The sequence below is a fragment of the Thiomonas sp. FB-6 genome, assembly GCF_000377645.1.
GTDB lineage: Bacteria > Pseudomonadota > Gammaproteobacteria > Burkholderiales > Burkholderiaceae_C > Thiomonas_A.
The window spans coordinates 1-24,668 of the sequence record NZ_KB898489.1 but is presented as its reverse complement, the minus strand read 5'-3'; the positions used below and the strand labels follow the sequence as shown (position 1 = coordinate 24,668).

General features: G+C 67.4%; 20 protein-coding genes and 1 pseudogene. 13 read left to right on the top strand and 8 right to left on the bottom strand.

Annotated elements, in window-relative coordinates; translation table 11 throughout:
- Positions 1 to 71 precede the first annotated feature (71 nt).
- From D466_RS24480 to D466_RS0113615, 4 genes are all read left to right on the top strand, one after another.
- On the top strand, positions 72 to 260 hold the full coding sequence (locus tag D466_RS24480) for a hypothetical protein (protein WP_196803482.1): 189 nt from the start codon (positions 72 to 74) through the stop codon (positions 258 to 260).
- Between the two features lie 125 nt (positions 261 to 385).
- Positions 386 to 4,327 carry an EAL domain-containing protein gene (locus D466_RS21825; RefSeq protein WP_018914267.1) on the top strand — a complete coding sequence of 1,314 codons (3,942 nt, stop codon included), beginning with the start codon at positions 386 to 388 and terminating at the stop codon, positions 4,325 to 4,327.
- Between the two features lie 151 nt (positions 4,328 to 4,478).
- Positions 4,479 to 5,735 (top strand): D-amino acid dehydrogenase, encoded by a 1,257-nt coding sequence (locus D466_RS0113620; RefSeq protein WP_018914266.1) that lies wholly within the window; start codon positions 4,479 to 4,481, stop codon positions 5,733 to 5,735.
- The gene (locus D466_RS0113615) at positions 5,735 to 6,541 is read left to right on the top strand and encodes a thiazole synthase (protein ID WP_018914265.1); all 807 of its coding nucleotides are present in this window, start codon (positions 5,735 to 5,737) and stop codon (positions 6,539 to 6,541) included. The genes D466_RS0113620 and D466_RS0113615 overlap by 1 nt, the downstream gene beginning before the upstream one ends.
- 170 nt (positions 6,542 to 6,711) lie before the next feature.
- On the opposite strand, the pseudogene D466_RS0113610 reads toward D466_RS0113615, so the two are convergent.
- Both D466_RS0113610 and D466_RS21820 read right to left on the bottom strand, forming a co-directional pair.
- Positions 6,712 to 7,068 (bottom strand): annotated as a pseudogene (locus D466_RS0113610) (DUF1232 domain-containing protein); the annotation flags it as partial.
- Between the two features lie 29 nt (positions 7,069 to 7,097).
- Positions 7,098 to 10,283: an HAD-IC family P-type ATPase gene (locus D466_RS21820; RefSeq protein WP_196803481.1), complete on the bottom strand. Its 3,186-nt coding sequence runs from the start codon at positions 10,281 to 10,283 to the stop codon at positions 7,098 to 7,100.
- Positions 10,284 to 10,577: 294 nt separating this feature from the next.
- Between D466_RS21820 and D466_RS0113600 the strand changes: the two genes are divergently transcribed.
- Positions 10,578 to 11,138 (top strand): class I SAM-dependent methyltransferase, encoded by a 561-nt coding sequence (locus tag D466_RS0113600; protein WP_038166303.1) that lies wholly within the window; start codon positions 10,578 to 10,580, stop codon positions 11,136 to 11,138.
- A 632-nt stretch (positions 11,139 to 11,770) separates the two neighbouring features.
- On the opposite strand, the gene D466_RS0113595 is transcribed toward D466_RS0113600, so the two are convergent.
- From D466_RS0113595 to D466_RS24040, 3 genes are all read right to left on the bottom strand, one after another.
- Positions 11,771 to 12,844 carry a YncE family protein gene (locus D466_RS0113595; RefSeq protein WP_231385737.1) on the bottom strand — a complete coding sequence of 358 codons (1,074 nt, stop codon included), beginning with the start codon at positions 12,842 to 12,844 and terminating at the stop codon, positions 11,771 to 11,773.
- A gap of 175 nt (positions 12,845 to 13,019) precedes the next feature.
- Entirely contained in the window at positions 13,020 to 13,622 is a 603-nt protein-coding gene (locus D466_RS0113590) for a phosphatase PAP2 family protein (protein ID WP_026285259.1), read from the bottom strand.
- A gap of 131 nt (positions 13,623 to 13,753) precedes the next feature.
- Positions 13,754 to 13,906, bottom strand: coding sequence for a hypothetical protein (locus tag D466_RS24040; protein ID WP_156004312.1), 153 nt, complete (start codon positions 13,904 to 13,906; stop codon positions 13,754 to 13,756).
- A gap of 403 nt (positions 13,907 to 14,309) precedes the next feature.
- On the opposite strand from D466_RS24040, the gene D466_RS0113580 reads away from it, so the two are divergent.
- The 4 genes from D466_RS0113580 to D466_RS0113565 all read left to right on the top strand — a co-directional run bounded on the left by D466_RS0113580 (position 14,310) and on the right by D466_RS0113565 (position 17,505).
- A complete protein-coding gene (locus D466_RS0113580) occupies positions 14,310 to 14,690 on the top strand; it encodes a PepSY domain-containing protein (protein WP_231385736.1) in 381 nt (126 codons plus the stop codon).
- Between the two features lie 62 nt (positions 14,691 to 14,752).
- Positions 14,753 to 15,514: a membrane protein gene (locus D466_RS0113575; RefSeq protein WP_026285258.1), complete on the top strand. Its 762-nt coding sequence runs from the start codon at positions 14,753 to 14,755 to the stop codon at positions 15,512 to 15,514.
- Between the two features lie 18 nt (positions 15,515 to 15,532).
- Entirely contained in the window at positions 15,533 to 16,195 is a 663-nt protein-coding gene (locus D466_RS0113570; RefSeq protein WP_018914256.1) for a response regulator transcription factor, read from the top strand.
- The gene (locus D466_RS0113565; protein WP_018914255.1) at positions 16,192 to 17,505 is read left to right on the top strand and encodes a HAMP domain-containing sensor histidine kinase; all 1,314 of its coding nucleotides are present in this window, start codon (positions 16,192 to 16,194) and stop codon (positions 17,503 to 17,505) included. The genes D466_RS0113570 and D466_RS0113565 overlap by 4 nt, the downstream gene beginning before the upstream one ends.
- Here the strand turns inward: D466_RS0113565 and D466_RS21815 are convergent.
- Both D466_RS21815 and D466_RS21810 read right to left on the bottom strand, forming a co-directional pair.
- Complete coding sequence (locus D466_RS21815) at positions 17,502 to 18,110, bottom strand: hypothetical protein (RefSeq protein WP_018914254.1); 609 nt, start codon at positions 18,108 to 18,110, stop codon at positions 17,502 to 17,504. The two genes, D466_RS0113565 and D466_RS21815, sit on opposite strands and share 4 nt — an antisense overlap.
- Positions 18,111 to 18,165: 55 nt before the next feature.
- Entirely contained in the window at positions 18,166 to 18,411 is a 246-nt protein-coding gene (locus tag D466_RS21810) for a hypothetical protein (RefSeq protein WP_038166301.1), read from the bottom strand.
- 324 nt (positions 18,412 to 18,735) lie between these two features.
- Here D466_RS21810 and D466_RS0113550 point away from each other — a divergent pair, with 324 nt between their 5' ends.
- The gene (locus D466_RS0113550) at positions 18,736 to 19,146 is read left to right on the top strand and encodes a hypothetical protein (RefSeq protein WP_026285257.1); all 411 of its coding nucleotides are present in this window, start codon (positions 18,736 to 18,738) and stop codon (positions 19,144 to 19,146) included.
- A gap of 23 nt (positions 19,147 to 19,169) precedes the next feature.
- Here the strand turns inward: D466_RS0113550 and D466_RS0113545 are convergent.
- Positions 19,170 to 20,281, bottom strand: a protein-coding gene (locus D466_RS0113545; RefSeq protein WP_156004310.1) for an IS3 family transposase whose coding sequence is annotated in 2 segments (ribosomal slippage) — positions 19,170 to 20,023 and positions 20,023 to 20,281 — 1,113 coding nt in all. Because the reading frame shifts where the segments join, the coding sequence is not laid out codon by codon here.
- Positions 20,282 to 20,291: 10 nt separating this feature from the next.
- Here D466_RS0113545 and D466_RS21805 point away from each other — a divergent pair.
- The 3 genes from D466_RS21805 to D466_RS0113525 all read left to right on the top strand — a co-directional run.
- Entirely contained in the window at positions 20,292 to 21,377 is a 1,086-nt protein-coding gene (locus tag D466_RS21805) for a TolC family protein (protein WP_051083760.1), read from the top strand.
- Entirely contained in the window at positions 21,374 to 22,489 is a 1,116-nt protein-coding gene (locus D466_RS0113530) for an efflux RND transporter periplasmic adaptor subunit (RefSeq protein WP_018914250.1), read from the top strand. The genes D466_RS21805 and D466_RS0113530 overlap by 4 nt, the downstream gene beginning before the upstream one ends.
- Positions 22,486 to 24,668 (top strand): efflux RND transporter permease subunit (locus tag D466_RS0113525; RefSeq protein WP_018914249.1); only part of this gene is annotated, 2,183 nt, incomplete at its 3' end. The genes D466_RS0113530 and D466_RS0113525, both read left to right, overlap by 4 nt.

Below are 24,668 nucleotides of genomic sequence, written 5' to 3'. Positions count from 1 at the left end.
AAGCATTCTCTACTGGCGCATTCAGCCGCCAGCCCCTGGGATCGAGGAGGCCAAGCCGATATCGTGGGCCGGTGGCGCTGGTCATCTATATCGCCAGCGACGAGGGGTGGCTTTACTTGGGCGCGGTGATCGACCTGTTCTGGAGCCGTTGGTCGGATCGCCCAGATCACTCGGAAACGCATTGGCGTGACATTTGTCGCAATTGCTGCCTCCTCGCGCCGAAATTCGATGGAAGGCACGCGATGCGCGAGCCACAATGAGAGGACTTTCGCAGGATGGGGATTCGTCGAGGACGCATAGGGCACCTCCAACTTGGATTGGAACGATCGCTACTTCACGGCACCTAGAGCGCAGGATTGCGAGCGCACCGTCAGGAGAAGGTCAGATGGACCTCGAAGCATCGAAGCTGAGCGTGCTCACCGGTGAAGCGCACGATCTCGAGTCATTCTTCGTCGCGGATCAGGCCCTACGCATCCTCGACGCTGATCGCGCCTTTGCGAACATGCTGGGCATAACGCGCGAGGATGTCGAGCGCGGTTGCGCGCGGCTGCCCTTGGGCGATACGGATGAGCAATCCGAGCTCGCGAGGCGCCTGGCCGCGCTCGCGCCTGGTGATATCTACCAGAGACAAGTGGAGCTCGGGGGCCCGGATGGGCGCGCGAGGAAGGCTACTCTGACGATGTTCCCTCGCAGAGACGACCAAAAGCGGGTGTCCGACTTCTTTGGCTCCATCCGCGACGCTAAGGCGCCGGTCGGGGTGGATTGCGTCTCGGCAGGGCCGCGCACGGATGGCGAGCAAGACTTTGCTCGCCAGCTGCAGTCGGAAGTCGCCCATCGGCAACGTTCCGAGCGTCGACTAGGGCGATTGCTGGAATTCAACAGCCTGCTCGCAAGCGTCAATCACGCGATCAGCGTGCATGAAGACGAAGTCCATTTGCTCCAGTCGATGTGCGACCTGGCAACCCAGCATGCGCACCTCGCACTAGCCTATGTCGCGCGCCCGAACGCGCAAGGCCGTTTTGAATTCCTGGCCGTTTCCGGGCGAATCGAGGCTGTCGAGACCGTTGCAATCACAACCAACGAACGCAGTCCCAGTGGACGAGGGAGTGTCGGCCGCGCCTGGCGCGACGGCAACGCACAGTTCAACAATGCCTATGCAGCGGAGCCGACCCTGGCGCCATGGCGCGAGCATGCGCGGGCCTTCGGGCTGCGCTCCAATGCCGCGCTACCCTTGTTTCGCAGGGGCACGATCTGGGCGGTGCTGGCCGTCTACCACGAGGAGGAGAATGTCTTCGACGCGGACCTGCGCAATCTGCTCGAGCAGATCGCGCGGGATGTCTCAAGCGGATTGGACAGGATCGACCTGCTGGCCGAGGACAAGCGTAATCGAGCGCTGCGAGAGAGCTTGTTGACCAATGCGCTTGTGGGCATCGTCATGACGCGCGGTCGACGCATCGTCGACGCGAACGCCCACTTTGCTTCCATGCTGGGGTACCGGGACGTCCAAGACCTCGTAGGCCGCGAGACGCGCGCGCTGTATGCAGACGAAGCCTCGTTCGACCGCGTCAAGGTGCTTTATCCACAACTGTACGAAACCGGATCCGCCCAGCTCACCAGTGCCTCCCTCGTTCGCCAGGGCGGAGATCTGATCGCCTGCGACCTCTCCGCCAACATGACCTACGAGGTTGGAAAGCGCCTGGTCGTGTGGACCGTGGTCGATGTCACTGCGCGCGACGCCCTGCAGCAGCGGATCGCCTTCGAGTCCTTGCATGACCCCCTGACGGGACTGGCCAATCGTCGTTCGCTGAATCACGATCTACCTCGAATGCTTGCCCGGGCCGAGCGCAGCGGCCATGTCGTGGCGGTTGGGATGCTCGATCTGGATGACTTCAAGCAGGTGAACGATACGCTTGGGCACGATGCTGGGGACGCGCTGTTGCGTGCACTGACAGAGCGTCTGCAATCGCGATTGCGCGCCTCTGACCTTCTGGTTCGCCTGGGTGGTGACGAATTTGTCATTGTTCTCGACGATCTGGACGCCCCAGATTTGGCAGATCAATTGGCCAGTGCGCTCGATCGTCTGCATCAGGCCGTAGAGTCGCCGTTCATCGTCGGACATGGACAGCGCGCGGAAGTCGGCATGACCATGGGTATCGCGATTTTTCCCGGCGATGCCAAGGAGAGCGATGCGCTCATCCGGCAAGCCGATGCCGCGATGTATCAGTGCAAGCAGCATAAGCACGACCGCTCCAGTTGGTGGCGCGTGAGCTCAGCGGGTGCTGGTTTGTTCGAAGGCGAGCAGGACAACGATCCCTTTGGGACCGAGGCGGCACGCTTGCTGGACAAGGCCAAGGTGCATTTCGTCGAGGTAGGCACGGCATTCGCCGAGAAGTTCTATCGCGAATTGCAGCGCGACGAAGCCCCCGAGGCGGTCCTGCGTACCCTGACGGAGCAGGAGATGCAGGTGCTACTGCGACGGCAGGCCGCGCACCTGGGTTTTTTGCTCCACCCTCAGACAACGCGCGAGGCTATAGTGGCTCGCGCGCGACGGCTCGGCCAGGTTCACGCGCTGTGCGGCGTAGGTGGAGCCTGGCTGTCGCGGGCGCAAGGCCTTTACCGCAAGCTTCTTGCCGAGCAACTGAACCACGTTCCCTTGCGCGCGCGCGAACGTCTGAGCATTCTGCACACGGCCGAGGAGCGCCTGCAGGAAGACTTCCAGGCCGAACTCGACGCGGGAGCGCTGACCACGGCAGCCTACCTGGACGTGCTGGCTACGCCCTTGCCGGCACAAGGCTCACTATGGGTCGATGCGAGCCACGCGGGCATCGCCGAGCTCAGTGCCTTGCCCGGAATGCAGGCGACCCTTCTGCTGCGCCTGACATCCAACGGTGCGTTCGCCGTCGAGGGCAGCGCGGGGCCCCAGGCCCGCGCTCTTGCGGATCTGCTGCAAAAGCCAGGATGGGAGCCCGTGCTCGACCCTACATCCGAGCGTGGGCAGGCACTGACAGCGCGGGCTTGGCGCTCGCTGCAGGTCGAGAGCTCCGCATCTTTCGTGCGTGATACACGATATGCCGCCTGGCAGGGATGGGCCCCCCACGTGGAGAATCTCGCCATCCGTTCGGCCATCAGCATCCCCGTGCTCAACGCGGCGGGGCAGGGGGTGGTGGTGCTCGGCCTGTTCGGCGCCTACCCGAATCAATTCGAATCAGATCTGATGCGGCAATTCTCGCGTAGCCTCAAACATCGCTGGGAGCAGATCTGGAGCCTGTGCGCGGCACCTGCACCCGTCATCGCGCAGGACCAGGCGCGCGAGTACCGGAATCAGCTGCTCAACGGCGGCCTGCGCATGTTCGTACAACCCGTGATCGACCTGAAGAGCCGACGCCTGGTCAAGGTCGAAGCGTTGGCGCGACTCGTGATGCCGGACGGTGTGGTCATTGCACCGGGGGTCTTTCTCCCCTTGCTGGGCAGCGCCGAGCTCGACCGATTGTTCTCACTGGGCCTCGACCAGGCCCTGGGCCACCTTGCGAGCTGGGATGCGCAGGGGATGGAGATTGCGATTTCCGTGAACCTGCCGCCCAGCACCTTGCTCGACGGTGGCTGTGTGGAGGTTGTCGACCGAAGCCTGCGCCACCACGGCATTGCCCCGCACCGGCTGACGCTTGAGATCCTCGAGAGTCAGGGGATCGAGACGCGCGAACAGGACCAGGCGATCGAGCAGTTGCGCCGGCTCGGCGTGAAGCTGGCCATGGATGATCTCGGCTCGGGGTATAGCAGCCTGCGCCGCCTGTCGCTGCTGCCGTTCGACGCCATCAAGATCGACCAGAGCTTGTTGCTGCAGATTCGCAGTCTTCCCGTACAAACGCTCAGTCTGGTCAGCACGATCGTCCAGATGGGGCGCGACTTCGAGCTCGAGGTGGTTGCCGAGGGGCTGGAGGACGACGCGGTGATCGAGGCCGTGACGGTCCTCGGGGCGGGCTCGGGGCAGGGCTACGGCCTGGGCCGCCCAATGCCGGCCGAGGAACTCGTCCAGTGGAAGCAGGCCCGTCCGCGCGCGGCTCCGGGCGGGCAGATCCGCCATGTGCTCGGTGCGCTCGCGTACCACTGGCAGTACATGCATGGCGTGAAGCCTCCACATCCCTCCGCAGTCGAGGCTTGCCCGCTGACAGGTTTCTTCGCGCAGCAGGGGCTGGAGCACTCCGAGGCCGCCGCGTGGCACGCGCAGATCCACGCCGGCCAGAACGTCGCCACCGCCTCCGCGCAACTGCTTCAGTGGCTCGTGGCCCAGGTGCAAAAGGATGATTCCCAGCGGCAGGCTGGGAACTGAAGCGCTCAGCCCGGCGGCCGAGACCCTTGATCGGTGTCAAGATCGCCGCGCCCGCGGTGCTCTCCAATGGGGCCATGGGATTCCTGCACGCCATGTCACGCGCGGCCGCCGCGGCACGCGCCGAGTGCTTGACCCGCCGTCACGGAGCATCATGAGGATCGTCGTTCTCGGCGCCGGAGTGGTCGGCGTCGCGTCAGCCTTTTTTCTGCGCGAGCAAGGACACGAAGTCACCGTGGTCGAGCGACAGGCGCATGTCGCGTCGCAGACCAGCCATGCCAACGGCGGACAGATCTCGGTCAGCGGGGCGGAACCCTGGGCCAACCCCGGGGTGCCCCGCCAGTTGCTGGCATGGCTGGGCCGCGACAACGCGCCGCTTCGGCTGCGGCTGCGCGCCGACCCCCGGCAATGGGCCTGGTGCATGCGATTCCTGCGCGAATGCGTGCCGTGGCGAACCGAACGCAACATGCACGACATCCTGCAGCTCGGGATGTACAGCCGGGACATGCTCCACGCGCTTCGCGAACGCCGCTCGCTGAGCTATGACCAGCAGCGCCGCGGCATCCTGCATCTGTATGCAAGCAGCTCCGCCCTGCGCGCCGCTGCGCGGTGCACCCGGCGCATGCAGGAACTCGGCTGCGAGCGACGCCTGGTCGACGTCGAGGAGGCGCTGTCGATCGAGCCCGCTCTGCGCGCGATGCGAGCCCGGCTGGTGGGCGCGACGTACACCGCCTATGACGAATCGGGCGATGCCTGCGCATTCACCCGCGAATTGGCCGCGCATTGCGCGCGCGAGGGCGTGCATTTCCTGCTGGGCCAGACGGTGACGTCGTTGTGCCGGTCCGGTAACGCAATCGCGCATGTCGAATCGACGGCCGCGGATGGCCGGTTCGAGCGCATCACGGCCGATGCCTACGTGCTCGCATGTGGGAGTTGGAGCGTGCCGCTTGCGCGCACTGCAGGGCTCGTGGTGCACATTCATCCGGTCAAGGGATACTCGGTGACCCTGCCGGTTGCCGATGCGGCTGCGGCCTGGAAGGTCTCGCTGACCGATGAGCGCAACAAGCTGGTTTTCTCGCGGCTAGGCGATCGGCTGCGGGTGGCGGGCATGGCGGAAGTCGGAGGATGGACGCGCGTCATCGACGATCGCCGCTGTGCCGCGATGACCGCGCGCGTCGAGGCGATGTTCCCCGGTGCCGCCGACACGTCGCGAGCAATTTCGTGGACCGGATTGCGCCCGATGACTCCCGGCAACGTTCCCCTGATTGGTCGAAGCCGCTTGCGCAACCTGTATCTCAATACCGGGCACGGCAGCCTGGGGTGGACCTTGGCGTGTGGTTCGGCAGCGGCGCTGGCCGACCTGGTGGACGGCCGGCTCCCGCCGATTCGCTTCAACTTTCTCGGAACCTGATGAAGACCATGGGTGAACCCTTCTCTCCTGCGGATGGCGTCTGGGAAGTCGACGCTGCGCAGCTGCGCAGCAGGCTGCTGCTCGGCAGTGCGAGCTTTGCGTCGGCGCAGATCATGCGCGCTTCGATCGTCGCCAGCGGTGCCGAGATCGTCACCGTCGGCATCCAGCGCATCCAGCAAGGCAGCGAGGCCGATTCTTTCGTGCCGACCTTGCGCGAGACGGTGCGAGCTGTCGGAGCCCGCCTTCTCCCCAACACCGCCGGCTGCACGGATGCGCGAAGCGCCGTCAACGCCGCGATGATGGCACGCGAATTGTTCGACACGCACTGGATCAAGCTCGAGGTGATCGGAGATCGCGGTTCGCTGCAGCCCGATCCCGTTGAACTCGTCGAGGCCGCCAGGACGTTGGTGCGTGAAGGGTTCGTCGTCTGGCCTTACTGCACGGACGACGTGGTCAGCTGCAAGCGCCTGCTTGACGCCGGCTGCTCGGTGCTCATGCCCTGGGGCGCGCCCATCGGATCAGGGCAGGGCCTGCTCAACCCGTTCGCACTGCAGTACCTGCGGCGTAGCCTGCCACAGGCCGTGCTGATCATCGATGCCGGCATCGGCGCGCCTTCGCACGCGGCACACGCGATGGAACTTGGCTTTGACGCGGTGTTGCTGTGTTCGGCGGTTTCGCGCGCACGCGATCCGGTCGAAATGGCCGGCGCATTCGCGGCTGCGGTGCGCGCAGGCCGCAGCGCGTGGCGCGCTGGCGTCATGCCAAGAAGTGATCACGCGGTTCCCAGCACGCCGGTGGGGCACTGACGGCAGGTACCGGAAGTGGCAGATCGCTGAAGCGAATTCAGGCCAGGCGGACCCGACTGCCTCGGTGTTGGCGTAGCTACTCGACCGCGCCCCTCACCGGCGCGATTCATGCAAATTCGGTCGCCCGCAGCCCCTGTGTGCGGCTTGAATGGGGTCTGCCGGGAGAGCCATCAACGCGCCCACAATACACGAAGCAACGCGAAGCCTGCGGCGACCCAGGTCAGCGCAATGAGCGTTGCCGCAATCCGGCTGACGGGCCGTGCCCCCGCGCTTGCCGCCACGCAGCGATGCTCGGCCATCACTTCGGGCGGAATCAGACGCACCGCCACCACAATGCCCAGGGGCACGACGAGTAGGTCATCGAGCAAACCGAGCACCGGAATGAAATCCGGGATCAGGTCCAGCGGCGACAGCGCGTAGGCCGCAACCGCCACAGCCAGCGCCTTGGCGTACCAGGGCGTGCGCGGATCCCGCCCGGCGAGCCACAGGGCGTGCGCGTCCATCTTGAGCGTGCGAGCCCATTGGCGCATGACCTCGAGCTTGGTGCGCTGTTTGTTCAAATCGAGTCCCTCGCGAATGGCCGGCTGGTCGGCACTGCGCTCGGGGCATAACGCTGCATATCCCTACGATGGTCCAGCACCCCATGCACAACAGCGGCCGCCATGAAAATTCCGAGCAGCAGCATCGCCAGCCAGCGTTCCTGCAAGCGCTCGCGGCAATGGTAGGTGTAGGCCATCGCCGCCAGCGCGACCCAGCCGACCCCGAAGGCGAGGCCACCCAGCACGTCCGACAGCCAGTGCGCTCCCAGGTACACCCTCGATAGCCCGATCAGCAGAACCAGCGTCATGGCTGCGGCACCGCCCACGCGTTGCCAACGCGGGGAGGCCCGCCGCAACAACAGCCAGGCCAGCATTCCGTAGACCACGGCGCTCATGACGGCGTGGTCGCTGGGAAAGGAAAACGCCTGGGCGCCCGCGTACAGCGGCATCGGCCGTGGCCTGTGCAGCGCCAGCTTGATGACCTGCGCCAGGAGCTGGGCCACGCCGACCGCCCCCACCCAGTACGCCGCGCTCAGCCACAGCCTGCGCGCCACGAACCAGGCGAGCGTGGCCACGATCAAGGGCAGCAGCACGGCGGCGTCGCCCAGTTCGGTGATGCCCACCATCAGGTGATCCGTGGTCGGGCCACGCAGCGCCTGCGCAAGGTGGAAGACCTGCACATCCACCAGCACCAGGGGATCATGGCTGAGCACATCCTCCAGCACGCCGAAGAACAACCAGGCGCCGCCGACCACCAACAGCGCCGAGACCGCGAGGAACACCTTCGGGCTGTCGGCGCCGACCAGCCAGCGCAACAGCTCATGCCCGTTCCAGCGACGGTTGCGCGCGCGGCGCTCGGGCATGGACAGGGCTACGGCGCGGCTCCAATGCAACGCCACCATCGCGGCGGCGCCGATCGCCGCGCATTGCAGCCATGCGGCGCCCGACAGGCTGCGCAGCGCGAAGAATTCCCGGAGTTGGGGTACCAGTAGCGTCGGGAGGAAGGCCAAGGCCATGGCGGCGACCAGCCAGGCCCGTCGGGCATGCAAGGGCGCTGCCGCCAGTGCCAGCACCCACAGCGCGGTCGCGAACAGCACCAACGTGGCCGCGCTGCGCGCTTGCGGCAGAGCCCCCCCGCCCTGCACGCGCACCAGAGCGAAGGCCGCAAAGGCCGCGGCGGCCACGAACAGTCCGGCTGGAATCGCAAACCGCAGCACCCGCTCGACAAAGCCCGGGCGCAGGCGCTGCCCGTTGGGCTCCAGCGACAGCAGGAACGCGGGGATGCCCAGCGTCAGCGCGTCGACCAGGGAAATATTCCTGGGCAGGAAGGGGAAAGCCACTCCCGCCACCCCGACCGCAAGCGCCAGCAGCATGGCGTACACGCTCTTGGTCAGGAACAGCACGGCCACGCGTTCGATGTTGCCCACCACACGGCGACCCTCGGCCATCACCGCCGGCATGCCAGCGAATCGGTTGTCCAGGAGCACCAACTGCGCCACCGCGCGCGACGCGGGGGTACCCGCGCCCATCGCCACGCCGACGTCGGCGCGTTTGAGCGCAGGGATGTCGTTGACCCCGTCGCCGACCATGGCCACCGGGTGGCCCGCGGACTGCAGGACGCCGACGATCAACTCCTTCTGCCGTGGCGAGGTGCGCGCGAACACGCTGTGCGCAGGCACCCTTGCGGCAAGCTCGGCGTCACTGAGCCCTGAAGCGTCGACGACCTGGGCGGCGTCGCCGATGCCCAGCTCGCGCGCGACACCGCCGACCGTGGCCGGATGATCTCCGGAGATCAGCCGGACCGCGACACCTTGTCCGGCAAGATCGCTCAGCGTCGATCGAGCGTCGGCGCGGATCTGTTCGGACAGAAGGATAAGCGCCACCAGCCGGACTTCCATGGGCGGATGGCTCTCGTCCGGTTCACCTGCAGCGCGCGCGAGCAAAAGCACCCGAAAGCCCTCCGACGCCCATTGGGTGGTTTGAGCCAAGACGGGATGGGCCGAATCGACCGAGCCGTGCTTCGCCAGCAACACGTCGGGAGCGCCAAGCAGCCAGGTGCCGAGCCCTTCGAGCACGCCGCCGCTCCACTTACGTGCCGAGGAGAACGCGACACTGCGCACCACCGCCGGCGCGCCGCGTTGCGCGGGCCAGCGCTGGGCGATGGCCTGCAGCGTGGCATTCGGCCGCGGCTCGGCGGCGGCCAATGCGGCCAGCGCAGTCAAGGCCGATGGCTCCTGGGCGAGCATCTCAATGCGCGCCACGCGCAAGTCGCGCTCGGTCAAGGTGCCGGTCTTGTCCAGGCAGATCACGTCCACCCGGGCCAGCGCCTCGGTGGCGGCCAGGTTCTGCACCAGCGCGTGCCGACGCGACAGCCGCACCGCCCCCACCGCCAGCGCGAGGCTGCTCAGCAGCACCAGGCCCTGGGGCACCATGGCGACCACGCCGGCGGCCCCATACAGCAGCGCCGCGCCGGCGGGCAGTCCGAGTGCGAACTGGGTGACGAACAGCAAGGTGGCGGTTGGCAACAGCGCCCAGCCCACGAGGCGCAGGATGCGGTCGATTCCCGCGCGCAACTCGGAATGGGCGAGGTTGAAACGCCTCGCCTGCCGCTGCAGGCCCTGGATCCATGCCGCCTCGCCCACCGCGGTGGCACGACAACGCGCCCGCCCGCCAACCACCAGGCTTCCCGAGCGCAGTGTGTCGCCCGCGCGGCGAGGCACCGCATCCGCTTCGCCGCTGAGCAGGGATTCGTCGAGCTCCAGGTCCGTGGCGTCGAGCACCGTGCAGTCGACGGGAACTGGATCCCCCGCGCCCAGATCGAGCAGGTCGTCCTGCACGATGTCCTCGGGCGCAAGGTCGACCATGCCGCCGGCGCGCAACACGCGAGCGCGCGCCACAGATTGCAGGGCCAGCCGATCCAGGGTGCGCTTGGCGCGCAGTTCCTGCGCGATGCCGATGGCGGCGTTGACCACGATGACCCCGCCGAACAGGGCGTCCTTCCAGGTCCCCACCGCGATGACCAGCAACCACAGCGCGCCCAGCAGTGCGTTGAAGGGGGTGTACACGTGCACGGCGACAATCTGCCGCAGCGTTCGACTGGGCCGCGAGCGCGTGCGGTTGGCCTGCCCGCGTGCAATCCGCTCGGCGACTTGTGCATCGGTCAAGCCGCCGGGTACGCGCAGTTCATCCGGTTGGGCCGACATCATGGTCCCTTCGACGTGTGTGGAGCACCGCTCTGTCGCCTCTTCATGGAGCGCGACACTGCGTCTGCGTTGCATTGTCCGCGAGCCGTTGCGACGCCGCCTTGATCCAGCATGCTCCCGTCGTCGTGCTGCCACGCCTTGGCTATGTCTACCCTAAGCCAGTTTGTGGATACTTCAGCCTGCCGACACGCCATCCATGATCGCAAGCGCATGAACGACACCGAAGCCCCTGCAGACCGACTGGGTCGAACCCAATCGGCACCGCTTCCCGCGCTGGCGCGTCTGCGCTCGGGCATGGGCAGCAGCGCCACGTCAATCTTTCTGCGCGAATGGATACGCCATCCGGCGGAGGTAGGCGCAGTGTGGCCGAGTTCAGATCGCCTCGCACGGCGAATGGCCGACTGCGTGCCGCGATCGGGCGACGGGCTGGTGATCGAACTGGGCGCCGGGACCGGGTGCGTGACCAAGGCCTTGTTGGAGGGCGGCATTCGTGCGGATCGCCTCGTGGTCGTGGAACGCTCCTCGCAGTTCGTTCGGCACTTGCGCCGCAGATTTCCCGCGCTCAACGTCCTGCATGGCGATGCGCTGCGCTTGGCGCACCTCTTGCCTGCCGCAGCGAAAGTCGACGCTATCGTTTCCAGCCTGCCCTTGCGGTCGCTGCCACAGGCTGATGCCCGGCAAATCGTTTCGCAATGGCAGAAAGTGCTGCGCCGCGGCGGACACGCCGTGCAGTTCAGCTACGACCTGCGCGACAGACTGCGCCATGAATGCTCGGGCCTCGAGCAGCGCGCCAGCCATGTAGTCTGGGCCAACGTGCCGCCAGCGCGAGTTTTCGTTCTGGAAGCATGCCCATGAATCGATGAAGGAACGCATGGCCACAGGCAGCCATCAGGCGCAGAACAATATAGCCAACATTCCGCGCATGCGTGTGCCTGGGGGCCTGACCCGAAGGCCGAGTTCAGCCTCGGACAAGTTCCAGGCGGAACAAGAGACCTCGTCCATCGGGACCGTCATGCAGCGAAAGTTTCCCACCCATTCGCCTGGCCGCCTCCAGCGCAATGGCAAGTCCCAGTCCGATACCTTCGAACTGATTACCATGCAAGCGTGGAAACGGCTCGAACCCAGGCGTGACATGCACGGTACTCGTCGGGCTGCAGGTGTCCTGCGCGAACAATGCGAGGTCCCGCTGGTTCTAGATGTCACTGTCGTAATTGCCGCCTGGGCTGTTAGGCCCCACGCCTGGAAGACCGCTGTAGGGCTGCTCGACGGAGAGGTGGTTGGAATACTGAGCGCAGGCGCCGGCGGCGATGTGGTTGTGAGGCAGGGCCGCGGCAGAGTGATGTCCACCAGGACCATTTGGTAGGCGTGGTCAGGCAGTGCGCTGTGCTCGCTGGCACCGTCTCGCGCGTCCTGCACTTCATGGCCCGCATCCTTGAACGACGAGCAACAGCGTCACGACGACTCCAAGGTGCAGGCGTAGAGGGCCATCACTTCCCGTACACTTTCACGCAACCTCCGGCGCAGGCGCTGTCGCCCGCAGCCACCGGAACGAAGGCGCGTCCGTTGATCGGATCCGCTGCCACCGAATGGGCGTGACGGCCGCTCGGAAGGTTGGCGATCCAGCGCCCATCGCGCGCGTCGATCACCCCCAGCACCGGCCCACCCGGGTTGGCCACGGCCGCGAGCAGGAAGTCGCCAAGCGCGCGGTCGTACCAGACCTCGTCGGAGCCGCCGACTTGATCGTAGGTCCGCAGGAGCTTGCCGGAGGCGGGGTCGATCAGCAGGGACTTCGCCTTGAAGCCGGCAGCGACCGCGTCGTCGCTGCAGCCGACCAACAGCTTGCCTCCAGGACCGAGCGCCAGCCCCGCGGGCATGCATCGACTCAACTCGTGCATGTCCACCAGGCGTGCGCTGCGCGGGTCGATCACCGCAACCCCTCCATGGGCCGCAATGCCGTGTAATTGCGGAACGGCCACGTACACCATGCCGCTGCGCACATCCCACAGCGGCTGTTCCAGTGCGCCGGTGGCCTGGGGCAGCATCAGGCGAGCGCGAACGCGGTAGGGGGCGCGGGTGGAGATGAAGCTGAGGAATGGTGGATCGTCGGCATTGTTGGCAGCGATCACCAGATGGTCCCGCGCGTCGTATGCGAGTTCGTCCACGCGCTTTTTGCCGCCGGTCGAGATGGTGGCAACGATGCGGCGCGAGGCGATATCCGCCACGCGAACTCGGCTGGAACCGTCGCCTGCCCAGATTTGCTTACCATGCACGATGAGCACGCCGTTCGGGCCGCCTTCGCCCCCGCTCCTCGGCCCTGCGAAGCCAGGCACACGGCCGAGGAATCGCAAGGTACGTGTATCGATCAGGTCCACGCCGTGGTTGGAGCGGTCGGCGAAGGCGTACACGCCGTTCTGCGCGTAGCCGATATCGAAACTCCGCAAGGGATGGCCGAGCACATGGATGGTGCGAACTTGCTGGGAAATGGGCGCTGCCTGCACCGTGCCAGCGACGCATGCCAGAAGTGTGAGGCAAGACAGAAGACGGGAGATCGAGGATGTCATGCGGAGCCTTGAGCCAGCGGGAGAACAACGCACGGCCACGGGGACGGTCGGCCCGTGCGGGGATGGAAGCGGCGAGACCCTACCAGGAATGACTTAGCCTCGACTGAGGCTGCTGCGCCTTGCCATCCGCCCAGGCGACGCGCGCGAGGGCTCGAAGCTTGCTGATCGGCTCGAGTCAGGCGCGCAGGATGCCCCTGGCAATCGGGCGCGCCAGCACCAGCCTGTAGACGCTCTGGAGGCGTGTCGTGCAGGCTACCCCCATGCGCTGCCACAGCGGCACGATGACGGCGCTGCAGAGGGTCGCGACCATCAACGACCCTGCCATGTCCAGCGGGAAGTGCAGCCCGACGTAGACCCGCGCCCAGCCGACGAGCAGTCCGACGACGAGGGTCGCAGCGCCGACGCGTTTTAGCCCACCGAAGAGCAGCCCCAGCCCGATGGAGGTGAAAAGCGTCAGATGGTCGCTGGGAAACGAAGCGTCGGGCACATGGGAGGTCCAGGTGTGGCCCAGCCCGATCACGAAGGGGCGAGGCTGGTACCAGGCGAGTCCGATGAGCTGGTTGGCTCCGAGCGCGGCCATGGCGATCGCAAAGGCCAGGAGTGCGGCGCCGCGACGCGACGGACCACCTGCAAGCCACAGTCCGATCAGCAGCACCGGCACGCCGTAGACGAGGTCATTGGCGACGAAGACCGCCAGGTCGATCCACCAGCGTGGCGTGGTCGCGCCGGCATTGAGCAGCAGGAACAGGGCGTGATTGAGATTCTGGATCGCGTGCATCGTCAAGCAGGGTATGGGACTCGCCGAGTATTCCCGCCCATTCTTAGCGTCGACATAGCAGGCGCCGCGCGCGGCCATGAAAAGGACCGGGGCGCCAAACGCCACCGGCCTCGCGGGAGGCACGCCTGCGATTACTTCTTCGCGGCTTTCGACTGCTGCGCCGAGGCGCCGGTCTTGCCGTTGTGGTGGGCCATGGATGCGGCGTTGGCAAGCAGCGGGCTGGCCAGCGCGGACAGTGCGGCGGCGGCGACGATCACGCGGGCGAATGTGCGGGAAGCAGTCATCGAAAACTCCTCTTGAAGGTTTGTACAAGGCGGCACAGCCGTTGGTGGCCGCAGGGTCCGGGCGTCGGACCCTGCCGAGCGCAATGCAACGGGCGTGCCAAAGGAAAATACCCATTTGTTCTCCATGGTTTATCAGCAAGAGCCCGGCCGCGATGGAGGCTTGAGTCCTCTCGATGCCGGGCCGCGGGGGTTAAGGCGTCGCCGATTCGGGACAAACGTGGCCCGCTGAAGCGACAAACCTTGCAATTCCGCGGCTTTACAGTGTCGCCATGACCCGACAAGTCGCCTGAGGCTGACATACGCTTACGAATCAGGCCCGACCGCGGTCGCCAAATCGTTGCATTGGACGACGACGCGCCACACGCTAAATGTGAGCTAAACCTGCCCGCGCACACTCCTGCTCATGCGCCGCATCGACGCTGCCCACGGCCACCGGGCCGCCGGGCCCATCATCCTCAGGAGTGTTTCCATGAACTTGCACAAGCCCCTGGTCATCGTCGGCGCCGCGGGCGCGGTCCTGATCGCCGCCACCGCGGCGCATGCCTACGACGGCCAGAAATATGCCAAGGACGCGACCGTCACCATGGAGCAGGCTTCGCAGATCGCCCTCAAGGCCGTTCCCGGCGCGACCATCACCGATCGCGAGCTCGAACGTGAAAAGGGCGGTAGCGGACTGCGCTATTCCTTCGACCTCAAGACGCCACAGGGCGAGCGGGAACTCGGCGTCGACGCCAGGACGGGCAAGGTGCTCGAGGACAGCGTCGAGGGAGCGAACAAGGACTGAGTAACCGGTAGGGCTCCGGCCGGCGCCGGGGCCCTTCCCCAGCCTCGATCACCCACCGATCCATGAAAACCACAAGCGTTGAATCCGTCCTTGCCAAGGTCCCCGAAGCCACTTTGGGCTTCTGGCTGGTCAAGATTGCCGCCACGACCCTCGGCGAGACGGCCGGGGACGCGGTCTCGATGTCCCTGCACCTGGGCTACCTAGCCGCCACGGGAGTCTTCGCGGCCCTGTTCGCCGCACTGGTCTTCGCGCAGATGCGCGCCAGGCGCTTTCACCCCGCTTTGTACTGGTCGACCATCATCGCCACGACCACGGTGGGCACCACCCTGGCGGATTTCGCCGATCGCTCCCTGGGCATCGGCTACGCTGGCGGCACCAGCCTGCTGCTGGCCCTGCTCGGCGCCTCGCTGCTGCTGTGGCAGCGCTCCACCGGCAGTGTCGCGGTGGGCAGCGTGCAATCGGGCAAGGCCGAAATGTTCTACTGGGTGACCATCATGTTTTCGCAGACCCTGGGTACCGCCCTGGGCGACTGGAGCGCCGACACGGCGGGACTGGGCTACCAGGGAGCTGCCGTGGTGTTCGGCTCGGCGCTGGCCGTGGTCGCGCTGTTGTACTGGCGCGCCGCCGCATCGCGCACCGCGCTGTTCTGGGCCGCCTTCATCCTGACGCGCCCGCTGGGCGCCGTGCTGGGGGACTTCCTCGACAAGCCGATCGCCTCCGGCGGGCTCGAGCTCAGCCGCTTCGCGGCTTCGGCCGCACTGCTCGGGGCCATGGTGCTGGTGCTTCGCCTGCTGCCGCAGCGCGCGGCGGCCGTCGCGCACTGAGCCGCGGGGCAAGGCCTCATGCGCGCGCTGCTGATCGAGGACGATCCGATGATCGCCGCGGCGATCGAAGTCGCGTTGCGCGACGCCGCCTACGCGGTCGACCTGGTGCGCGACGGCGAAACCGCCGACCGTGTGTTGCGCGACGGCCAGCACCAGATCATGCTGCTCGACATCGGGCTTCCCGGGCGCGACGGCCTCAGCGTGCTGCAGCGCCTGCGCGAGCGGGGTGACCGCGTGCCGGTGCTGTTGATCACGGCCCGCGACGCGGCCGCCGACCGCGTACGCGGGCTCGACCTCGGCGCCGACGACTACGTGGTCAAGCCCTTCGACATGGACGAGCTGCTGGCGCGCATGCGCGCGGTCGTGCGCCGCCAGTCCGGCCAGGCGGCCGCCGAACTGGGCAACGGCGACGTGCGGCTCGATCCCGCCACCCGCGAGGCCCGGCGCGGCGACCTGAGCGTGGTGCTGACCGCGCGCGAATTCGCGCTGCTGCACGCGCTGCTGCTGCGCCCGGGAACCATCCTCACCCGCGCCCAGCTCGAGGACCGGCTGTACGGCTGGAACGAGGAGGTCGAGAGCAGCGCGGTCGACTTCCTGATCCACGGCGTGCGCAGGAAGCTCGGGGCCGACGTGATCAAGAACGTGCGCGGGGCGGGATGGATGGTGGACAAGGCGCGATGAACAGCTCCTTCCAGCGTCGACTGGTGCTGCACCTGGGCGTCGCCGTCGTCGGCCTCGGCCTGCTGGCGGCCGCGGCCCAGTTCGTGCTCGCCTGGCGCGAGCTGCGCGAATCGCAGGACGACATGCTGCGCCAGGTCGCCGCGCTCGCGCTGCGGCACCCCGGGCATGAAATGTCCGCCCCGGGGCGCGGGGGCCTCGACGACCACGATTCGCGCATCCACGTGTCGATGCTGCCCATCGATCCGGCACCGGCATGGCTGGGATCGGCCATGCGTTCCAGGCTGCACACGGTCGACACCCGCACGGGCCGCATGCGCGTGTACGTCCAGCGGCAGGGGCCCTACACCGCAGTGGTCGCGCAGGCCACCGATGCGCGCGACGAGCTGGCCTGGAACGGGGCGCTGCGCGCGCTGCTGCCGTCGTTGCTGCTGGTGCCCTTGCTGGTGTGGCTGATCCGTCGCGGGGTGCGCCGGGAATTCGAGCCCGTGGTGCGCGCCGCAAGGCGCCTGGAAGCGCTCGAGACCGTGCAGGAACCGGCACTGGAGTTGCGGGGCATGCCGGCGGAGATCCAGCCCTTTGTCGACGCCATCGAAGGACTGCTCGGGCGCACGCGCGAGCTGATGCGCCAGCAGCAGCGCTTCGTCGCCGACGCCGCCCATGAACTGCGCTCGCCCTTGACGGCGCTGGCCCTGCAGGCGCGCAACCTGCGTCACGCGAAGTCCCTCGACGAAGCCCGGCTTCGCCTGGCGCCCCTGGAGCAGGGCATCGAACGCGCGCGCAAGCTCAGTGAGCAGTTGCTCGACCTGGCGCGCATCGAAAGCGCCGATGCGCCCCGCGAAAGCGTCGACCTCGTGGCCCTGGGGCGCGAGCTGCTGGCGATGCATGTCCCGGTCGCCGGACAGCGGGGAATCGACCTGGGCATGGAGGCTGGCGACGTGCCGTCCGTCGTCAGCTCCGCGCGCTTGCTGCGCGCCATCCTGGGCAATGCGATCGACAATGCCCTGAAGTACACCCCTGCGGGAGGCGAGGTCACGCTTCGAATCACCACGCTCGGCGCTGGTGCGCGGTGCGAGGTCATCGACAGCGGCCCCGGGGTGGAGCCGAGCGAGCGTGACGAGGTCTTCAAGCCCTTCCACCGCCTGGCGGGCCAGGAGATCGGAGGCACCGGCCTTGGACTGGCCATTGCACGCGAGGCAGCACGGCGCATCGGCGCGCACATCTCGCTGCACGATCGGGACGATCGGCGCAAGGGGCTGGTCGTGCGCGTCGATCTGCCCGGCTTGCGCGCAATCGGCGGGAATGTTTCCTAAAACGGGAAACGGCTCGGTACGAAGGCTGCCCAGAACAGCAGGCGCCTGTCGATGCGCGTGGTGTGGCGCCCCCACCAGAGCAGGGCCAGGAGTGCCGCGTACAGCGCGCTGGTCGCTGCGAACCCTAAGCCCCAGCGATCTCCCAGCCAATCGCCGAGCACTGAGCCGAGGCTGTTGCCCAGCAGCGCTGCCGCCCAGAACCAGACCTCATCGCGCCGGTCGGCGATGAACCCCAACGCCGGCAGACCGCGGCATATGCCCCACGACAAGAGGGTGGCAAAGAGGCCGGCGAACAGCACGAGTCCGGTGAAGGCCGTGCCCCAGCCGGAGCCCCGGGAAAGCGTGTCTGATATTTCGGCGCCGACCGCCGAGATGGCGACCATCAAGGCCCAGAAATGCAGAGGCCGAAGCCGGCGCGAGCGAATATTCGCGACCAGCAGGACCAACATGGCCAAGACGGCGGCGGCCAGAGCCAGCGAGTAGCCCAAGTGCAGCGTGACGGACAGAAAGTCCCCCGACAGGTCACCAAGGGTGGTGGCGAGGACCTTGAGGATCCAGAAGGACAGGCCGATCGGAGGGATCTTGCTGAGACTCGTCGTACGCATCGGTCGCTCTGCTGAGTTTCTTCGACTTGGTCTATGCGAGACTAGAGACCCTCCCTTAGCAGCGGCTTAGGCGCCCGGCACTGGCGGTGCACCTAGGTGCGGTCACGCCCTCGACGAAGTCCAGGTCCAGGGAGGGCAGGGGCGGCAAGCGCTCCGGAGCCTGGCACAGGATCTTCTCGACGACGCACAGAACCAGGGCGCTGTCGGAAGGGTTCAGGTACATGCCGACGAAGTCGCGCAACGTTTCCAGAAGCCGCAAATGGGTGAGGCGTTTGAGGTGGCGATGCACACTGGTGGGCAAGTCTTGGCCTCGAGAGCGACGGCGCACTTGGTCAAGTGCGTCGAGCGCCAGCGCTCGAATGGTTTTGCCGCGTCTTGTAAATGAGCTCGGCCACGCGCTCGTCCTCCCTGCACGGCGTGCCCAGACGCAGCTCGTCGTATGGCCGTACCAACAGAATCTCAAACAAGGCTAATAGCAGGCTAAGTCTTGGCAACTACTCTTTCGTAAAGAAGGAAATGCCTCGGAGCCATTTCGCCAGCTTCCACTCGATTGCCACACCAGAAAATGCGCCATCTTCCTACGGTACAGACACGCTTAAATCAAGCCCGCGCGCAGCCGAGTCTCGTGGCCTTCGTCAGCGAGGTGCGCAGCCAGCGCGACCGGGCTCGTCACCTGAGCCGGGCCGCTAGCCTGGCCACCTTGCTGCTCGTGCTGGGCGGCTGTGCCAGCTATCGCGCGCAGCCGTTGGCCGAGCGGCCCGATTCAGCGCGTCATCTGCGGTCCCTACGCGTCGATACCGCCCGCATCCCGCTGCCGCGTCTGGCCGCCCAGCGCATCGACCTCGACCAGCCCTTGCCCTTGGCTGCGGTGGCCGCGCTCGCCGTGCTCGACAACCCGCAACTTCGTCTGGCGCGCGACCGCCTGGGCGTGGCGCAGGCCCAGGCCTTCGCCGCCGGATTGTTGCCCGACCCGCAGTTCTCCACCTCGCGCGACTTCCCGCGCCACAGTCCGGGCGCCACCAGCATGGCCTACTGACCTGCCACGGTTCGTCGGACCACTCATTCCTGGACGACAGCCCCCTGTTTCGCGGTTGAATACCCTTGCTGCACGAACTCGTTCGGGGTCCGGTAGCGGAGACTGCTGTGCGGCTGAACCTCGTTGTAATGCCGTCGCCATTGCTCGATGACGACCTTCGCCTCGGTGCGATTCCTGAACCACTCCAGGCTCAGGCATTCGTCCCGGAACTTGCCGTTGAAGCTCTCGTCGACACCGTTCTGCCAGGGCTTACCCGGATCGCTCAGCGCCAGGTCGACGTTCTCGGCCTTGGCCCAGCGCAGGATGGCCCGCGAGACAAACTCGGGACCATTGTCGGACCGAACATACCTCGGCGCGCCGTGGACGCTGACGAGCTGAGACAGCACCTCGACCACCCGCCCAGATCGGATCGACCCGGCCACATCGATCGCCAGGCTGACCTTGGTGAACTCGTCGATCACGGTCAGACATTTGATCTTCTGTCCGTTGGCGCAGGCGTCGTGCACGAAGTCGTAGGCCCAGACCTGGCCAGGCCCGCGCGGAATGCAGGGTCGCGGCCGGCTTGCCGCCACGCGCTTCCTGGGCCGCTTGCGCGGCACCTGCAGATTGCCCTTGCTCCACAGCCGCCACGCCCGGCCATGGCCCATCTGGAAGCCCTGACGCTCCATGAAGACATGCACGCGCCGATACCCGAAGCGCGGGTACTGCGCCGACAGCACGCTCATCGCACCCAGCGCTGCAACATCCTTCTTCAGCATCTTCGACATGTAGTTCAAGGTCGACCTCGCCACCGACAGCAGCGCGCAAGCCCTTCGCTGCGACAGGCCCCGCCCAACGGCGAACCGGACCTGCTCGCGACGCGCCTGCGCGCTCACCATTTTTTTGCGGCGATCTCCTTCATCACGTCGATCTCCAGGTCCCGATCGGCCAGCATCTTCTTCAGCCGGGCGTTCTCCTGCTCGAGCTCCCGCAGCTTCTTGACGTCGGCCGTGTCCATGGACCCGAAATGCCGCCGCCAGTTGTAAATCGTCTGCTCGCTGATCCCGTGTCGCTTGGCCACCTCGCCCACGGGCTCCCGGTCGGCCTCCCGCAGGATCGACACCATCTTCTCTTCGCTGAACCGGCTCTTCCTCACCACTCCCTCCTTGTCGGCGGGAGCCATCATCTCAAGTTTCAGCTGGTCCGAGAATCCCGGGGCAGGTCACTACGGCTACGGCCTGAGTTTCGACCTCGGCAGCCTGCTCACTCGACCCGCCGCCGAAGCGGCGGCGCGCGAGCATGTACGCAGCGTGAACCTGGACCTGCTGTGGCAGGAATGGCAGACCGCCTCGCAAGCGCAACTGATCTACGTGCGACTGAGTGCACTGCAGGCGCGCCGTAGGTTGCTACTGCGCGAGCTGGCGCTGGTACGCCGCAGCCTGCGACGCAGCCTCGCCGCCGTGGCGCAAGGCAACCTGCCGCGCGGCGACGCCAACGTGCAACTGCTGCGCCTGCAGTCGCTGCGCCATCGCCTGGAAACCGACGAGCGAAGCCGCGTAGGTCTGCAAGCCAGCCTGCATTCGCTGCTCGGCCTCGCGCCTAGCGTGCCGCTGCACCTGGCTGGACTGCCCGGGATCACGCCCGAGGCCTCGGCGCAGGCCCGTGCGGCGCTGGCGCGTGTGGCCGACATCCGCCCCGACCTGCTCGCGCTGCGCGCCGGATATGCCAGCCAGGAAGAGTCCTTGCGCGAGGCCGTGCTGCAGCAGTTTCCCTCGGTGAGCGTAGGGCTGAGGCGCGCGCGGGACGTCAGTAACGTGAACACCGTCGGCTTCGGGGTCAGCTTCCGCCTGCCGCTGTTCAACGGTTCGCGCGGGCGCATCGCGATGGCCCGCGCCACGCGCCGTGATCTGCGCGATGCCTACCAGCTGCGCCTGGACCAGACCCAGGCGGACGTCGAACAGGCGTTGGCTAACCTGGCGTTGCTGCGACGGCAGCATGACGCGCTGCGCGCCGGCCTGCCTGCGCTGCGCACGGCCGCCTCCGCCGCGCGCCAGGCCCTGGCCGACGGTAGCTACACGCTGCCGCAGGCCCAATCTCAGCAACTGGCCCTGCTCGAACAGCGCCTGGCGCTGTTGGACGTCGAACAACGGCAGGCCGAACAGGCGGTCAGCCTGGACTTGCTCACCGGCGCCGGCTTGTACCGCGGAGGCGCCAACGCATCTTCCTCTGATCCCACGCCCTTCAAATCATGAGCCTGCACACCTTTGCGACCGCGACCGCGCCGCGGCTTCGCGACTTGCCGCCCGGCAACACACGATGGGCCCTGATCCTCGCCGCGGCGCTTGCAGCCGCCACCATCGCACCCGCGCTGGCCGACGTGGCTCCCAGCGCCCTCGTGCGCATGGCCGCGCTTCAACGCGGGGTGCTCACGCGCAGCGTGGAGGCCGTAGGCACCGTGCGCACGGCCAGCGGCGGCACCTTGAGTGTGGACTTCGCGCGCCCCGTGCGCGTGCGCCGCGTGCTGGTGCGCCCGGGCCAGGGCGTGCGGAGGGACCAGGTCCTGCTTGAGGTCGACAACACCCCGGCCGGCAAGGCTAGGTACGCGCAGGCCCGCGAGGCCCTGCGCTTCGCCAAGGCCGATCTGGGCAGGCTGCTGCAATTGCAGAGCCAGCAGCTGGCCACGCAATCGCAGGTGGACGCAGCGCGCAAGAGCCTGGCCGATGCGCGCGCGACGCTGGCCGCGCAGCAGGCCCAGGGGATGGATCAGGCGCGCGAGATCGTACGCGCACCCTTCGACGGACTGGTGCAATCCGTGCAGGCTACCCCGGGCATGCAACTGGCCGCGGGGGGCACGGCGCTCAGCCTGGCGCCGGGCGCCGGGCTGCAGGCAGTCGTGGGCGTTGACCCGCGGCAGGCCTCCGAGCTGGCTCCCGGCACCGTCGCGCAACTGGCCTCGGTTTTCGATCCCGCACAGAGCGTGCAGGCCACCGTGCTGGACGTGGCCGGACGCGTCGACCCGGCCAGCGGACGCGTCGAGGTGCGCCTGGCGCTGGGCGCCACGCTACGCTGGCTGCTGCCCGGGCTGGCCGTGCAGGCCAGCCTGCCGCTGCACGCCTGGAGCGGCTGGCTGGTGCCGCGCCAGGCCGTGCTGCGCGACGCCGACGGACAGGCCTACGTGTTCCAGGACGACCATGGGCACGCCCGGCGCGTGGCCGTGCGGGTGGAGGGCGACGAGGGTGAACGCAGCGCCATCTCCGGCGCGCTGCAGCCCGCGCTGCCCCTGGTCGTGCTCGGCAACTACGAACTGAAGGATGGCATGGCGCTGCGCGCCGGCGCTGACACCGCGCAGGGGCAGGCCCGATGAACGCCTCGCTGTGGTTGCAGCGGCATCGCCGCTCGGTGCTGTTCCTCGTGCTGCTGCTGGCAGCCGGCGGTATCCTGGCCGCCTTCAAGCTGCCGGTGGGCCTGTTCCCCAACGTGAGCTTCCCGCGGGTCGTGGTGTCGGTGGACGCCGGCGTGCGCCCGACGCGCCAGATGGTGCTGCAGGCCACGCAGCCGCTGGAGGAGGCCATCCGCCGCGTGCCCGGCGTGGTCACGGTGCGCTCGGAGACCAGCCGCGGATCCTCGGACATCTACGTCACCTTCCACTGGGGCAGCAACATGGGCCTGGCCGCGGTGCAGGTCAACGAAGCCGCCAACCAGGTCCTGCCCATGCTGCCGCCGGGAACCACTATCCGCAGCAAGCGCATGGACCCCACGGTGGATCCGATCATCGCCTACAGCCTCACCTCCTCCACGCTGAGCCCGGTACAGCTGTACGACCTGGCGCAGCTCGACCTGCGCCCGCTGCTGTCGGGCGTGGGCGGCGTCGGGCGCGTGCAGGTGCAGGGAGGCCGGCAGGAGGAATACCACGTGATCGTGGACCCGGCGCGGTTGCAGGCCCTGAACCTCAGCCTGGGCGAGGTCGAACGCACCCTGTCGGGGGGCAACGGGGTCAAGGCGCTGGGCCACCTGGAGGACCGCTACAAGCTGCTGCTGGCGCTGGCCGACTCGCGCCTGCACGACGCCCGGCAGATCGGCGACCTGGTGTTGCGGGCCACGCCCACCGGCGTGGTGCGCCTTCGCGACGTGGCCACCGTGGCACGCGGCACGCTGCCCCAATGGACGACCGTCACCGCCGACGGCAAGCCCGCAGTGCTGCTCAACATCTACCAGCAGCCCGGCGGCAACAGCGTGAAGATCGCCCGCGATGTGCGCCAGCTGCTGGCCTCCACCAAACTGCCCGCCGGGGTGCATCTGGCCAACTGGTACGACCAGAGCCAGCTGGTCATCGACTCGGCGCTGAGCGTGCGCGACGCCATTCTCATCGGCGTGGTGCTCGCCGGCCTCGTGCTGCTGCTGTTCCTGCGCAGCCTGAAGATCACGCTGATCGCCATGGTCACGGTGCCGGCGGTGCTGGCGGCCACCGTGGTGCTGCTGTACGCGCTGGGCATGAGCTTCAACATCATGACCCTGGGGGGCATGGCCGCCGCGGTGGGCCTGGTGATCGATGACGCCATCGTGATGAGCGAGCACATCGTGCGCCGCCTGGGCGAAGGCGGCGGCGCCGCCCCCCCGGGGGAGCCGGCGCGCCACGGCGGGGTGATGCGCGCGGCGATGGAGTATTTCCAGCCACTGGCGGGGTCGAGCGCGTCCACCGTGGTGATCTTCATCCCCCTGGCCTTCTTGTCGGGGGTCACCGGTGCGTTTTTCAAGGCGCTGGCGCTGACCATGGCCGCGTCGCTGGTCATTTCCTTCTTCGTCTCCTGGCTGGCCGTGCCGCTGCTGGCCGACCGACTGTTGAGCGCGCAGGACATCGCACGCGAACATCAGCGCGAGCATGGACGCGTGCTCGGCGCCTTCCAGCGCGGCTACGCCCGTCTGCTGCCGGCGCTACTGCGCAAGCCCTGGATGGCCCTGTTCGGGGTAGTGCCGCTGCTGGCCGCCGGCTGGATTGCCTACCACGCGGTGGGCAGCGGCTTCCTGCCTCGCATGGATGAAGGTGGATTCGTCCTCGACTATAGGACCCCTCCGGGCACTTCGTTGGCAGAAACTGACCGTTTACTCACTCAAATCGAAGACATCCTACGCACTACACCGCAGGTGCAGACCTTCTCACGCCGCACTGGGCTGCAACTCGGCGGCGGCATCACCCACGCCAACGCGGGCGACTTCTTCGTGCGCCTGAAGCCGCTGCCGCGCGAGCCGATCTGGCAGGTCGCCAATCAAGTACGAGCCCGCATTCACGCCCGTGTTCCAGGGATTGCCATCGACACTGCTCAGCTCATGGAGGACCTGGTCGGTGACCTCACCGCAGTGCCGCAGCCGGTGGAGATCAAGATCTTCGACGACAATCCGCGGCAGCTGGCGGCGCTGGCCCACAAGACCGCGGCGGCGATCTCCAGGGTGCAGGGCATCGTCGAGGTGCGCAGCGGCATCGTCGTCGCCGGCGACGCGCTGGACATCCGCCTCGACCCCACGCGCCTGGCCCTGGAGGGCGTGGA